Source organism: Phyllobacterium sp. TAF24 (assembly GCF_052113785.1).
Lineage (GTDB): Bacteria > Pseudomonadota > Alphaproteobacteria > Rhizobiales > Rhizobiaceae > Phyllobacterium.
Genome location: NZ_JBFRDN010000029.1, coordinates 23,110 through 35,783 on the forward strand (window position 1 = coordinate 23,110; position 12,674 = coordinate 35,783).

At 53.0% G+C, this 12,674-nt stretch carries 19 protein-coding genes; 10 read left to right on the forward strand and 9 right to left on the reverse strand.

Going from position 1 to position 12,674, the window contains the following annotated elements; all coding sequences use genetic code 11:
- Positions 1–101: 101 nt before the first annotated feature.
- Entirely contained in the window at positions 102–827 is a 726-nt protein-coding gene (locus tag AB4Y96_RS20850) for a hypothetical protein (protein WP_441919595.1), read from the forward strand.
- Between the two features lie 43 nt (positions 828–870).
- On the opposite strand, the gene AB4Y96_RS20855 is transcribed toward AB4Y96_RS20850, so the two are convergent.
- Both AB4Y96_RS20855 and cysE read right to left on the reverse strand, forming a co-directional pair.
- Positions 871–1,077 (reverse strand): DUF3126 family protein, encoded by a 207-nt coding sequence (locus AB4Y96_RS20855; protein ID WP_091884745.1) that lies wholly within the window; start codon positions 1,075–1,077, stop codon positions 871–873.
- 106 nt (positions 1,078–1,183) lie between these two features.
- Entirely contained in the window at positions 1,184–2,008 is an 825-nt protein-coding gene (gene cysE / locus AB4Y96_RS20860; protein ID WP_441919596.1) for a serine O-acetyltransferase, read from the reverse strand.
- A 112-nt stretch (positions 2,009–2,120) separates the two neighbouring features.
- Here cysE and AB4Y96_RS20865 point away from each other — a divergent pair, with 112 nt between their 5' ends.
- On the forward strand, positions 2,121–2,930 hold the full coding sequence (locus AB4Y96_RS20865) for an enoyl-CoA hydratase-related protein (protein ID WP_441919597.1): 810 nt from the start codon (positions 2,121–2,123) through the stop codon (positions 2,928–2,930).
- 3 nt (positions 2,931–2,933) lie between these two features.
- Here AB4Y96_RS20865 and AB4Y96_RS20870 read toward each other — a convergent pair whose 3' ends face one another.
- The 3 genes from AB4Y96_RS20870 to AB4Y96_RS20880 all read right to left on the reverse strand — a co-directional run bounded on the left by AB4Y96_RS20870 (position 2,934) and on the right by AB4Y96_RS20880 (position 5,025).
- The gene (locus AB4Y96_RS20870; RefSeq protein ID WP_441919599.1) at positions 2,934–3,689 is read right to left on the reverse strand and encodes an alpha/beta fold hydrolase; all 756 of its coding nucleotides are present in this window, start codon (positions 3,687–3,689) and stop codon (positions 2,934–2,936) included.
- Positions 3,690–3,920: 231 nt separating this feature from the next.
- On the reverse strand, positions 3,921–4,433 hold the full coding sequence (locus AB4Y96_RS20875) for a DUF192 domain-containing protein (protein ID WP_441919601.1): 513 nt from the start codon (positions 4,431–4,433) through the stop codon (positions 3,921–3,923).
- A gap of 10 nt (positions 4,434–4,443) precedes the next feature.
- On the reverse strand, positions 4,444–5,025 hold the full coding sequence (locus AB4Y96_RS20880; RefSeq protein ID WP_091884757.1) for a cold-shock protein: 582 nt from the start codon (positions 5,023–5,025) through the stop codon (positions 4,444–4,446).
- A gap of 267 nt (positions 5,026–5,292) precedes the next feature.
- Here AB4Y96_RS20880 and AB4Y96_RS20885 point away from each other — a divergent pair, with 267 nt between their 5' ends.
- The 3 genes from AB4Y96_RS20885 to AB4Y96_RS20895 all read left to right on the forward strand — a co-directional run bounded on the left by AB4Y96_RS20885 (position 5,293) and on the right by AB4Y96_RS20895 (position 6,452).
- Positions 5,293–5,733 carry a VOC family protein gene (locus AB4Y96_RS20885; RefSeq protein ID WP_091884886.1) on the forward strand — a complete coding sequence of 147 codons (441 nt, stop codon included), beginning with the start codon at positions 5,293–5,295 and terminating at the stop codon, positions 5,731–5,733.
- A gap of 111 nt (positions 5,734–5,844) precedes the next feature.
- Entirely contained in the window at positions 5,845–6,090 is a 246-nt protein-coding gene (locus AB4Y96_RS20890) for a BrnT family toxin (protein ID WP_441919603.1), read from the forward strand.
- Entirely contained in the window at positions 6,087–6,452 is a 366-nt protein-coding gene (locus AB4Y96_RS20895; protein ID WP_441919605.1) for a BrnA antitoxin family protein, read from the forward strand. Before AB4Y96_RS20890 ends, AB4Y96_RS20895 begins: the two co-directional genes overlap by 4 nt.
- 25 nt (positions 6,453–6,477) lie before the next feature.
- On the opposite strand, the gene AB4Y96_RS20900 is transcribed toward AB4Y96_RS20895, so the two are convergent.
- Complete coding sequence (locus AB4Y96_RS20900; RefSeq protein WP_441919607.1) at positions 6,478–6,684, reverse strand: hypothetical protein; 207 nt, start codon at positions 6,682–6,684, stop codon at positions 6,478–6,480.
- A 193-nt stretch (positions 6,685–6,877) separates the two neighbouring features.
- Between AB4Y96_RS20900 and AB4Y96_RS20905 the strand changes: the two genes are divergently transcribed.
- The 4 genes from AB4Y96_RS20905 (at position 6,878) to AB4Y96_RS20920 (ending at position 8,316) form a co-directional block, all read left to right on the forward strand.
- Positions 6,878–7,117, forward strand: a complete 240-nt coding sequence (locus tag AB4Y96_RS20905; protein ID WP_441919609.1) for a helix-turn-helix domain-containing protein — start codon at positions 6,878–6,880, stop codon at positions 7,115–7,117.
- Between the two features lie 79 nt (positions 7,118–7,196).
- Complete coding sequence (locus tag AB4Y96_RS20910) at positions 7,197–7,433, forward strand: helix-turn-helix domain-containing protein (RefSeq protein WP_091884768.1); 237 nt, start codon at positions 7,197–7,199, stop codon at positions 7,431–7,433.
- Positions 7,434–7,449: 16 nt separating this feature from the next.
- Entirely contained in the window at positions 7,450–7,680 is a 231-nt protein-coding gene (locus AB4Y96_RS20915; RefSeq protein ID WP_441919611.1) for a helix-turn-helix domain-containing protein, read from the forward strand.
- Entirely contained in the window at positions 7,681–8,316 is a 636-nt protein-coding gene (locus AB4Y96_RS20920) for a hypothetical protein (RefSeq protein ID WP_441919613.1), read from the forward strand.
- A gap of 44 nt (positions 8,317–8,360) precedes the next feature.
- On the opposite strand, the gene AB4Y96_RS20925 is transcribed toward AB4Y96_RS20920, so the two are convergent.
- On the reverse strand, positions 8,361–9,428 hold the full coding sequence (locus AB4Y96_RS20925) for a M48 family metallopeptidase (RefSeq protein WP_441919614.1): 1,068 nt from the start codon (positions 9,426–9,428) through the stop codon (positions 8,361–8,363).
- A complete protein-coding gene (locus tag AB4Y96_RS20930; RefSeq protein ID WP_441919616.1) occupies positions 9,418–10,512 on the reverse strand; it encodes a YjgN family protein in 1,095 nt (364 codons plus the stop codon). The genes AB4Y96_RS20925 and AB4Y96_RS20930 overlap by 11 nt, the downstream gene beginning before the upstream one ends.
- Positions 10,513–10,690: 178 nt before the next feature.
- Between AB4Y96_RS20930 and AB4Y96_RS20935 the strand changes: the two genes are divergently transcribed.
- A complete protein-coding gene (locus AB4Y96_RS20935) occupies positions 10,691–12,223 on the forward strand; it encodes an acyl-CoA carboxylase subunit beta (RefSeq protein WP_441919618.1) in 1,533 nt (510 codons plus the stop codon).
- 39 nt (positions 12,224–12,262) lie between these two features.
- Here AB4Y96_RS20935 and AB4Y96_RS20940 read toward each other — a convergent pair whose 3' ends face one another.
- Positions 12,263–12,400 (reverse strand): hypothetical protein, encoded by a 138-nt coding sequence (locus AB4Y96_RS20940; protein ID WP_175540707.1) that lies wholly within the window; start codon positions 12,398–12,400, stop codon positions 12,263–12,265.
- Positions 12,401–12,674: the final 274 nt, after the last annotated feature.

The following is a 12,674-nucleotide window of genomic DNA, read 5'->3' on the forward strand; positions in this document are numbered from 1 at the left end:
ATGCGTTCTTCACAGACGATTAACCATAAATCAGCACTTTGCCGCTAATCTTCTCCCGATCTCAGGCAGCTTCAAAAGCTGCCAACAGGACCGGAAGAGCGATGCAAACCTCTGCACAGCGCGTGGAACCGATAACCGGCAGCCCTTTTCTGCAGCGCATCTTCTATGGCGTGATCGCTCTTGCGGTGATCACCGCAGCACTGGCAGCCGCCGGGCATTATTTCGGCCATACCATTTCGCTTGGCGGACATACGGAAGATACGACGCCGCACGAGATCGTTATCGGCAACAGTGTGCTTGAATTGCCTGCCAATGCCATCCGCTTCCGGGCGCAGCGCCGCGACGGGGTGGCCCAAAGGGTCGATCTCTATCTGCACTGGCCCGATATGCAGGGTTATCAGCCAACATTTATCAAGGATTTCAATGGCGCAGGTGAGACAAAAACACTGCTGTTTTTGACCTTCGAGCCACGCGCCACATCCCGCGACATGTCAGGCCGCTATGGCCCAATCTATAGCACGCTGACCGATGGTCCCGGCATCAAAGGCCCATCCGGACTAACCATCCAGAATTTCCTGACAACAAGTGGCTTCGTGAGCGAACAGCTTGTCACCTCATCCCAAAGCAAAAATCGCGAATTGTTTGTTGCCCGCTGTCTCAATGAGGAAACATCAAAAGCCAATCTGGCATCTTGCCAGCGCGATATCTTCATTGGTGAGGATTTGCAGTTGACCTACCGTTTTCCGCGCGAATTTCTCGCGAACTGGCAGGAATTGGACCAGAAGGTCCTGAGCTTTGCGCAAGGTCATCTTAAAACACCGAAGTGACGCCACGGAGGGCGGCACTTCCACTCACGACGGCGTTTTGCCGTCAGAGATCCATGTCCAGGATAGCCATGGAGAAGTTGTAGGACAGTTCGCCCTCGTCTTCATCCTTGTAGATCAGGCCGAGAAATTCATCGCCAAGATAGAGTTCAGCTGAGTCGTCCTTGCGTGGACGCGCCTTTACCGTGAGGTCCGTGTTTCTGAATGTGCGCTTGAAATAGCTGTCGAGTTTTTTCAGTTCTTCGGGTTTCACGCGGTTTCTCCTGTCGAATAGATAATCTGGAAGCGGGCTTGTGGCATGCGATAACCGGCCCTGTAAAGGGCCGGTGTTGTCGTTTCTGGCAGCTGAAGTCTCTGCTTCAGTCGAAATTGGTGACAAGCTGGTCCATGGCGCGGGACGGTTCCGTACAGCCGGCTTCGCCAACGACGCGGGCGGGAACCCCGGCGACGGTGACATTATGCGGAACGGGTTTCAACACCACGGAACCGGAAGCGACTTTTGAGCAATGGCCGATTTCAATATTGCCAAGGATGTTGGCGCCAGCGCCAATAAGAACACCATGGCGAATCTTTGGATGGCGATCGCCGGTTTCCTTACCCGTACCGCCAAGCGTTACGCCCTGAAGGATCGACACATTGTCTTCAATGACGGCAGTCATGCCCACAACAATGCCGGTGGCATGGTCGAAGAACACACCCTGCCCCATAGGCACGGCGGGATGAATATCCACCTGGAAAACCGAGGAAGAGCGGCTCTGCAGATAGAGCGCAAAATCTTTGCGGCCCTCATTCCACAGCCAATGCGCCAGCCGGTGCGTCTGGATTGCCTGAAATCCCTTGAAATAGAGGATCGGTTCGATGAACCGGGTGCAGGCGGGATCGCGGTCATAAACAGCCTGAATGTCGACGCGCAGGATTTGCGACCAGCCGGGCGTCGCTTCCATCATCGCGGTAAATGTCTGGCGCAGCAGTTCCGATTCCACATCCGGATGATCAAGCCGCTGCGAAATGCGGTGAATAACCGCCTGTTCCAGCGACTGATGGTTGAGAATCGTGGTGTAAAGAAACGTGGCAAGAAGAGGCTCCTGACAGATCGTCTCTTCGGCTTCGGCGCGGATGGAAAGCCAAATCGGGTCCATCTGCTTGACTGAACCGGCCAATTTCATCGGGTTGCTTGCGGACATGTCCTACTCCAGGCAATCAGCCAATATTCTTGCTTCATCCTCTAGCATACGGCAAAAATGATATTCTGACACTTCAAATTCCTGAACTCTGGCCCCAAGAAAAATTGAAGATATGATCGACTTGTCTGAACATCATCCGGCACTGCCAGAGGGTCTGCATTTCACGCATTCGGATTATACCGCTACCATTTTCTTCGACAGGCCCGCCAGAAAAAACGCCATCACCGCCGCGATGTGGGCTGCATTGCCGCAACTCATGGCTCATTTGGACGGCAATCCTGACGTGCGCGTTGTGGTTTTTGAGGGCGTGGGAAGCGATTTTTCTGCCGGTGCTGATATCAGCGAATTTGAAACGRTGCGCAAAGATGCGCAGACTGCACGTCTTTATGAAACGCAGAATGTCCAAGCTTTTGAAGCAGTTCGCAACTTTTCCAAACCCAGCATAGCAGCCATTCGCGGCATCTGCTTTGGTGGTGCATTCGGTATTGCGGCGGCTTGCGACCTCAGACTGGCAACGGATGATGCACGGTTTTGCGTTCCACCGGCAAAGCTCGGCCTTGCCTATCCGCGTCAGGCAATGGGCGATATTGTCGAGGCTGTTGGTCCGCAAATGGCACGCTTTCTCACTTTTACCGGAGCTGTCATCAATGTGGAAACGGCGTTCAAAAGTGGCTTTCTGCTTGAGATCACGAGCGCGGAACAACTTGACGAGCGCGTATCCGCAATTTGCGCCGAAATCACAGGCAACGCACCACTCAGCATCAAGGCATCCAAACGGGCGATCCGCGCGGCTCTTTCGCGCGAAAATACCGACCTCGCCCAAGCCGATTATCTGGGTGACCTAACATTCGACAGTCTGGATTATGCCGAGGGACGTGCGGCCTTTCGCGAAAAACGCAAGCCGCGTTTCAACGGCACATAACCGTTAAAGCGGGTGTTCCTTGAGGAATTTAACCACGGCTTCCTTGAACACCTTGTCGCCCACCGCAAGCATATGATCGCGGTTCGGGATATCGATGGCCTCGCCATGCGGCATCAGGGCCGCCAGCTTATGCGGGCTGCCGCCAATATCATCCTTTGTTCCGACGGCAACCAGTGCAGGCTGGGTGATGCGCGCCATATTGGCTTCGCTGATTTCCTCCTTGGAGGTGATCACACAGGCTGCCAGGGCAATCTTGTCGCTTTTGGTTTTGTCAGCAAACATGCGGAACATTTTTCCGCGCGGATGCGTCACTGATTCAGCATCATCAGCCAGCAGTGCCTCGGCAATGGGATTCCAGTTACCGGCACCTTCGACCATACCGATACCAAGCCCGCCAAAGATAACATCATGCACCAGTTCCGGATGTTCCAGGGCCAGAAAGGCGGTAATGCGCGCACCCATGGAATAGCCCATCACATGGGCTTTTTTGATACCGAGATGCTTGAGCAACGCAGCAGCGTCACCCGCCATCAGTGTCGGCGTATACAGTGATTTTTCGTGCGGCTTATCGGATTGGCCATGACCGCGATTGTCAATGGCAATCGCCCGATAGCCAGCGGCCGTCAGCGTCGGAACCCAACCCGGTTGAACCCAATTGTAAAAATGCGATGAGGCAAAGCCATGGATGAGCAGGATCGGTTCGCCCTCGCCTTCATCAATATAAGCGAGTTTTACTCCAGCATTTTCAAAGAATTTCATAGGGTGGGTACTCATTGATTTGGTGCAAAAGTAAGAGGGTTTTTGCTGGGATACAAGTTCATGGGTTTGAATGTGGTCGTGGTTCGTGGTTCGTGGTTCGTCAAGCTCACCATGAGGGAGAGTGTGGATGCAACGATAATCGCAGAAATTGCAGATCATAAAGATTGCAGAATAAAGCTCCCCTCATCCTGAGCCTGTCGAAGGGCGAACCACGCACAATGTTTATGCAGTCTACTTCTTGGCACACTTTCCGCAAACCGCTGCAATGGCAGGGTGATGTACCTTATCACCGACGGCAACACCCAACCGCCGTGCCGTGCCAGCCTTGACTTCGATAACAAACCGCACTGAGCCCCCTGAGGAAATTGTCGCACGAGAAAACGGCACCGCATTTTCGCGAATAGCCGAGACGCGCCCGTTTTCATCGAGGAAAATCATGTCGAGTGCCGAAGGCGTGTTTTCCATCCACATGGTGACCAGACGGCTTTCCTCAAACACAAACAGCATGGCGCTGTTGTCTTTCAGATCGGTGCGGAACATCAGGCCGCGCTCGCGTTCCTCATCCGTATCGGCCACCTCGACCTGAAAGGGCACATCGCCCTTTGCGGTGTTGATGACAAGCGGTGCCGCATCGATTGCCAGATGCATCGGCTGCTGATCCGCTGCGCGCACGGGCAATACGGCAAAAGCGAGCACAAAAAAGCCGATCAGGAGAGATCGGCACAATCTGATCGATAGTGTCATCGGGAAATCTTTAATGGGATGCCGGCAGTTGCGTGCCGATATCGGGGTGAACCTCGGATGCCATCAGGCCCTTGTCGCCATTGCCAAAGCGAATGAGCACGACCTGTCCCGGACGCAGTTCGGTCAGACCGAAGCGGCGCAGGGTTTCCATGTGAATGAAAATATCTTCGGTGCCTTCGCCGCGGGTAAGGAAGCCAAAGCCCTTGGTCCGGTTGAACCATTTGACCAGAACACGTTCCAGACCGCTCGAAGGCGTGACAGTGACATGTGTGCGCACCGGCGGCAGTTCCGTCGGGTGAACGGCGGTGGAGCTGTCCATGGAAAGCACGCGAAAACACTGCATGCCGCGCTCGCCCTGCTTGACCTCGCAAACAACGCGCGAACCCTCAAGCGCGGTCTGGAAGCCATCACGGCGCAGGCAGGTCACATGCAGAAGAATATCCGGCAGATCAGAATTATCAGGGACAACAAAACCATATCCCTTGGCGACGTCGAACCATTTGATAGCGCCCGCAACCTCGATGAGGTCGAGGCCATCGGACAATTGTTCATCATCGGGGGAATGCTGGGCTGATACTGGTCTGTCTGACATGAAGCGAGCCCTCCTCTCCTGAAACCAAACACTGATTCTCTTAATTCAGAATAACACCTGTCCGATGGATGAGGGCAAGTATCATCTGACTGTTTTTGTTGAAAAACAGGTGCAAATCTCTTCAACACCCGGTCAACCGCCCTTCACAAGACCGTTAATTTGTGGAGCCACCAAAATAATGTTACCAAAAAGTCGTAGGCGTTTCGCCTGAGCAATCCGATGATTGCCCCAATCTTTCACACACTGACGAACATCCAAGGGAAAACGATGCGCTATCTTCACACAATGGTCCGCGTCCGCGATGTCGCTGAATCGCTGGATTTTTACTGCAATAAATTTGGCCTTGAGGAGATCAGGCGTACGGAAAATGAAAAAGGCCGCTTCACGCTGATCTTTCTGGCGGCACCTGACGATAAGGGTCGCGCAGTCGCCGAACGGGCACCGGAACTGGAACTGACATTCAACTGGGACCCGGAAACCTATACGGGCGGACGCAATTTCGGCCACCTCGCCTATGCCGTCGAGAACATCTATGAGACCTGCCAGACTCTGCAGGACAAGGGCGTTACCATCAATCGCCCGCCGCGTGACGGCAATATGGCCTTCATCCGCTCGCCCGACGGCATTTCCATCGAGCTCATCCAGAAAGGTCCCGCCCTGCCGCCGCAGGAGCCGTGGCTGTCCATGCCGAACACCGGCAGCTGGTAACTCCGCTTATTGTCGTTCTTCGCCGCTCCTGATGGGGCGGCGCTGACCACAGGCACTCTCTAGGTACAACTCCCAATACCTTGTGCATCTCATTTAATGTAGTTACATTATATGAAGATCGTCTGGGATGAACCGAAGCGGATTGCTAATATCGAGAAACACGGCCTCGATTTTGTCGATTTACCTTTTGAGTTTTTCGCAACGTCGATACCACGCCCCGCAAAAAAGGCTCGCCTCCAGGCGATAGGTTATATGGGAGACGAACTGATTTCCGTTATTTTCGTTGCTCTTGGCACAGAAGCGATATCCGTCATTTCAATGCGTCCTGCCAAAAGAACAGAAAGGAACTTGATATGACCATCAAGAGCCAGACAAAGCGAGCAGCTTCCGCCGAAACAAAAAAGGAAATAGCCCGCGGACGTGGCATTTTGCAAAAAGACTTCACTCCGGGTCGCGGCTATACACAAGAAGACTGGGACGACGTTTCTGACAATCCGGAATGGACTGAAGAGGACATAAAGAATGCCAAGCCTTTCAAGGACGCATTTCCGGAATTGTATGAAAGCATCCAACGCGCCAGAGGCCGCCCGCCCGTCGATACTCCCAAAAAGCAGATAACGCTTCGTGTCGATCAGGATGTAATTGCCAAGTTCAAAGCGACGGGCAAAGGCTGGCAAAGCCGTATCAACGAAGTGCTCAAACAGGCAAAGGTGAAATAGGTCGGCAATCTTTGTCTGGTCTCGTTTACCCTGCCGGTGCGTTGCGCGCAGCGTCCAACAGAGCATTGATGCTTACGATACGGTCATCGACAATATTGCAGATAGTTTGAAGAGCATTCTGCTGCCGTTCATTGTCGATATCGGAAGTGGCCATAGACAGGACTTCGACGAGGTGCGTGACCTCCCTCAACATGTTGCCCGCATCAACGAGTTTGGCTGATTGACTGCTCATGATTTGGCCTCGTTTAGATGAGTGATTCTGTGCATTTCAAACGAGCCCTTCTGCTTCGCTGGAGCGATCATGCTCTGCATGGCGCGCTATATCTGTCTATATTAAATGTTTCAATTGTTAAACATCACCTTTCAAAGGTCAATCTATTTTCGACTCTTCTGGCAAAAAAGGTCAGAGCTTACTAAAATGAAGCATGATTACATCAGCCCAATGCCGCGCAGGTCGCGCCCTTCTCCAATGGTCTCAACAACAGCTTGCGGACGCGGCCCATATCGGCGTCGTCACCGTACGGCAGTTCGAAAGCGGTGCGGCTGAACCGCGCCACGCAACGCTTGATGTCATAAAACGCGCTTTTGAAGCCGCAGGGGTCATTTTTGAAGCTCGCGGTGAAATGGTTCCCGGCGGCCCCGGCGTTCGTCTCGCGGAAGGATAAATCGGTACGTCTAAGGTCTATATTGCCGTCAACGCATTGCTATGGGACAGTTGTTTGACGTCGATTGTTGGAGAAAACATTGCTCACGACTGGCAATCAGCTTCGTGCCGCACGCGCACTTATTGATATGGATCAAACAACACTCGCCAAAAGTGCGGGTCTGAATATCAACACCATAAGCGCCATGGAAAAGAAGGGAGCGACTGGACTTACAAGCGGGCTCGACAAAATATACAAAATTATGCGCGTTCTTGAGGAAGCCGGCGTCGAATTCCTGAACCATGGGCAACCCGGTGTAAGACTGCGGAAAGATTGATGGAACAGGGGGAAACTTGATAAACCCTGATCAATGCAGAGCGGCACGCGCGCTCGCCAATATGTCTCAGGATGATCTTGCCAAGGCTGCCAAGGTGGGCTTGTCGACGGTTCGCAATTTCGAAATAGGCCGCTCCGTACCAGTCACCAATAATCTGGAAGCCATTATGCGGGTGCTTCAGGAAAAGATTGTGTTTCTCTCCAATGGTCAGCATGCTGAAGGCGGACCGGGTGTGAGGCTTAAATAGATGACAAACCAGATTATTTCGTTCCGGGAATTCCTTAAAACCGGAATCCTCGGACCGCTTTCCACTGATATGAAACTGATCGACGTGGCCGAGGCATTGGGTGTGCCCACTTTCTTTTTTCTTCATCCCGACACTGAAGATGTGCCCGTCTATTGGGGTTACAATAAACTCGAGATTTCTTTCGAAGTTGAACCTCCTCATCCGATGCAATGGTTTCAGATAGAACATGCCGGTGGACTGGAGGGCGATTTTGAGGCCATTTCAGACAAGATTCTGCTTGCCCTTGATGGCTTCAATGGAGACACGAAGCCGTCAGAATTTCTACTTGGCGAATTATGGAATCCGGACGAAGTTATCGTAAATTTGGGTGCTTTGGCAGACGATATTGCGCTCAATATTTGTGCGGGGAAAATATCTGTTCTCTTCCAGTTGGATTCTACATTCATAGTGGACGGCGATGCCGAGCGTTACATTGTGACAGCGGACATCATCCAGATCATCAATGATATTGACGGAAGAACCAGCCTCGACAGTGTTTACTCTCATTTAAGTGCGGAAGACGCCATAAAATCCAACACGTGGAGACATCCAATTCGGATCACTGGTCGCGAATATCTTAAGGCTATCTCGACCTGATTTCGAACGTGAGACCTCTGCATCAACTGTACCGAGCACAGTTTCTAATTCGCCGCTGCCTTCGCCTTCAACTCCTGTGCGTAATCAAGCACCATTTGGCGGCGTTCCGGCGTGCCGGGGTGGGTTTCGAGAATGCTGGTGGAGCTGTGGTCATTGAGCTTGTCCTCAGCCATCGCAAAGAAACGTGAAATGGCGGTCGGATCATAACCCGCCTTGAGCATCAGCTCGACGCTGTGCCGGTCGGCTGCACTTTCATAGGCGCGGGAATAGGACAGCGCCAGCAGGCCGCCGCCCTGCACCAGAATATCATGGGTACTGTCACCAATATCACCGCCGATCAGCATGATCAGCCCGGTCACGCCTGCCGCGCGGTAAAGCTGGCGCAGACTGTGCTTTAGCTCCACATGGCCGATTTCATGGGCAAGCACGCCCAAAAGCATTTCCGTATCGCCATCAGCGAGTTTTATCAGTTCATCGGTGATGATGACCGTACCATCGGGCAGCGCAAATGCGTTGGGGCCGATAACACCGCCTTCGCGAAATTGCAGATCAAAACCGCCTGCCCCACGGTCCGACTTGGCCGCAATTTTCTCAAAGCCATCGTGCAATTTGGTTTTTTGGTCATCCGGCAGGGTGCTTGCCGAGAAGACTGTCGTATCCAGCGTTTGCAATGTGCCTTTGGACATAAGCTCCGGCACAACTGGCGGCGTTACCAGAACTGCAACCTCAACCAGAGCTGGCACAGCAAAACGATAGATGGAGAAGGCGAAAACGACTGTCAGGACAACAAACAGCAGCAGGCGCGGGTGAAAACCTTCCGCGCGATGGACCCATCCGGCACGGCGGCCTTTTTGCGAGGCAACCAGCCTGTCGATGGCGTCATTATCAGATGTCTGGAAATTGGTCTGATCGGCAAAGGTCAGCCGCCGCGGAATGGAGCCGACCCGATCACTGATCTCGATGTTGGCGAAGGCGGCGGCGGACAAAACTGTCCCATCCGCAGCAATGACAGACACTGTATCATCGGCAAATATGAGACTGGCCTCCCTGCCCGCACTTGAACCTTCGCGGTACCAGAGACCAGTCGTTATTTTGCCGATGTCAGAAGCCAAAATCGATGCCCTCTATATCCATGAATTCCGACCCGACGGCCGAGCCGGTATCCTTGATATCGGAGAAGATTTCACCGACATCGCCATCAAACACAATAGCGGTGTAATCGGCATGGAATCGGGCGAGCCTGACAGCAGCCCATGGCCGCATCAATCCAAGCGTGAGGAGCGTGACGAGAAGATTGGAGATCACCACCCAGGCATAACGCCATCTTGGCATGTCCGAGTAGAGATAGTGACGGCTGTCAAACGTGGTGGCGCTAAAGCCAACGTTGCGCACGCCTGCCGTATAAAGAAGGCCGATGGCTGAATAAATCAGGCCGACAGGTAGAAGCACAAGGTAAACGAGCAAAATCGTGCTGATGTCTGGCGGTGTACCGTTCGCTAAATGCTCAGGATTCAATCCTGCCATTAAGCCTGATGAAATTGTGGCGGCAACGAAAAGAAGAAAGGCTCCACAGACAGTCAGAATCGCTGGCAATATCCACACACTATAGAGGGAGCCGAGTGTTGGCTCCGGCGAGAATGCCTTCCCACCATAGCGCAGGTTGCCAAGTGTGTAGCGCAGCGTCCAGCGGCTGGCGATTGGTGCCAATATGCCGAAGGTAACCACGGCCACGAGACTGCTCAGGAAAAAAGCGCGCACCGCTCCCCAGTAGCCGCCCACGAAATCAAAACGCACATTGCGATAGCTCGTTACACGCGCAGTGAAGCGAAGGCCGCGTAGGATCAGCCATGGAATCGCAATGAGGAAAACAAGCGCCAGGATGAAACCGGCGATTGGCAGGAAATGCAGCAACAGGTTGTAGATGATGAGGTAGCCGATGACGATGATACGGCCGAGCAAAATCTGCGTTGGCCGGGCGTGGTAATCGAACCAGCTATCTGCGAGTTTGGTATTGCCGTAGAAATAGCGGTTACGCCGCACCTTGGCCCAGGCAGAATAAATGCCGAGAGTGACAATCGTCAGAAGTACATTGACGATCCAGATGCCAAAATATTCCTTTGCACTACCGGAAAAAGAAAATCGATGACCTGTGTATTCAGCCGGGCGGCCAAAATGACTTTGCGGTGAGCCTTCCATGTTTCCCCCGAAACAGTTTTGTCCAACAGGACCCCAAGAACTTGCTTAGCCTGACTTGAGGCGGGATAGCAATCGTACCGCCGAAATTTCCCACGAACTCACATTTGATATCGCAGACAAAGCGCTTTCACCCGCCCGATTGTCCTGATATCAGAAATGACACAATGTGGAGGATGCCATGAAGGATGTGCTGATCGAGCTGGAGCGCCGCAGAACTATTGCGCGCGAGGGTGGTGGCAAAACGCGGATTGATGCCCAGCACAAGCGTGGCAAGCTGACCGCGCGCGAGCGCATCGATATCTTTCTCGATGAAGGCTCCTTTGAAGAATTCGACATGTTCGTCGAACACCGCTCCACCGATTTCGGCATGGAAGACACCAAGTTCGCTGGCGACGGCGTTGTCACCGGCTGGGGCACGATCAACGGCCGCACGGTTTTCGTCTTCGCCAAGGACTTTACCGTATTCGGTGGCTCCCTCTCCGAAGCCCATGCGGAAAAAGTGCAGAAAATTCAGGATATGGCGCTGCGCAACCGCGCGCCTGTCATCGGGCTTTACGATGCGGGCGGTGCGCGCATTCAGGAAGGCGTGGCGGCACTTGGCGGCTATGCGGAAATCTTTCAGCGCAATGTGCTGGCATCGGGTGTCATTCCGCAAATCTCGGTGATCATGGGGCCATGCGCCGGTGGCGACGTCTATTCCCCTGCCATGACTGATTTCATCTTCATGGTGCGCGATACGTCCTATATGTTTGTCACCGGGCCGGATGTGGTCAAAACCGTCACCAACGAGACGGTCACAGCCGAACAGCTTGGCGGCGCATCGATCCATACGACAAAATCGTCGATTGCCGATGGCGCCTATGACAATGATGTGGCGGCCCTGTTACAAATGCGCCGTCTGATTGATTTCCTTCCGGCATCCAACACGGCTGAGATTCCTGAAATCGAGTGCTTTCAGAGCACGGAAGAGCCTGATCATTCGCTGGATAGGCTGGTGCCTGACAATGCCAATAAGCCCTATGACATCAAGGAACTGATCCGCAAAACCGTGGATGAGGCTGATTTTTTCGAAATTCAGGAAAATTTTGCCAAGAATATCGTTGTCGGCTTTGGCCGTGTCGAAGGGCGCACGGTCGGTATTGTCGGTAACCAGCCCATGGTTCTGGCCGGTGTGCTCGACAGCGATGCATCACGCAAGGCAGCACGCTTCGTGCGCTTCTGCGATTGCTTCAGCATTCCGATTGTCACCTTCGTCGATGTTCCGGGTTTCCTTCCCGGCACGGCGCAGGAATATGGCGGCCTGATCAAGCATGGCGCAAAGCTGCTCTTCGCCTATGCGGAGGCAACAGTACCAAAAATCACCATCATCACGCGCAAGGCCTATGGCGGTGCCTATGACGTTATGGCGTCAAAGCATCTGCGCGGCGATATCAACTATGCCTGGCCCTCGGCGCAGATTGCCGTGATGGGTGCCAAAGGTGCGGTGGAAATCATCTATCGCAAGGATATTGGCGATGCGGAGAAAATCGCAGCGCATACGAAGCGTTACGAGGATCGATTCCTGTCGCCGTTCGTGGCTGCCGAGCGCGGTTATATCGATGAGGTGATCATGCCCCACTCCACGCGCAAGCGGGTTTCACGGGCACTGCGCATGTTGCGCAACAAGGATCTCGAAAATCCCTGGAAGAAACATGACAATATCCCGCTTTGAGGGCGGGATATCGGTATTCGTATACAGTAATTTGAAGATTTAGCGGCGGAAGCTGAAGCCGCCGCTGGATTCGCGAAGAATTTGCGAGATCGTGCGCTTGTCGCATGGCTCTGCCATTTTGGGGGCGGCCTTTACAAGCTTTGCGCTCGACTTCACTGCAACCTTAGGTAATTTCATGACGCGTGCTTCAGATGGCGACGACGTTTCGTTATTTATTGATAGCATTGTTCACACCTCAAGTTTAACTACCCTCATTAAGAGAATAATCTTGTTCAGCATGCGTCTGTATTTCGGATGCATTGTGACAATAGGAAAATTCAACCGATTTAACAAATCACTATTTGTATCCGATTTTGACTCTCGTTTGAATAAAACTAACAAATCGCAAAAAGGTTCCCCACCCTTAAATATCACGCAAATATTACACTTTGAAACAACAGTAAAAGGCATT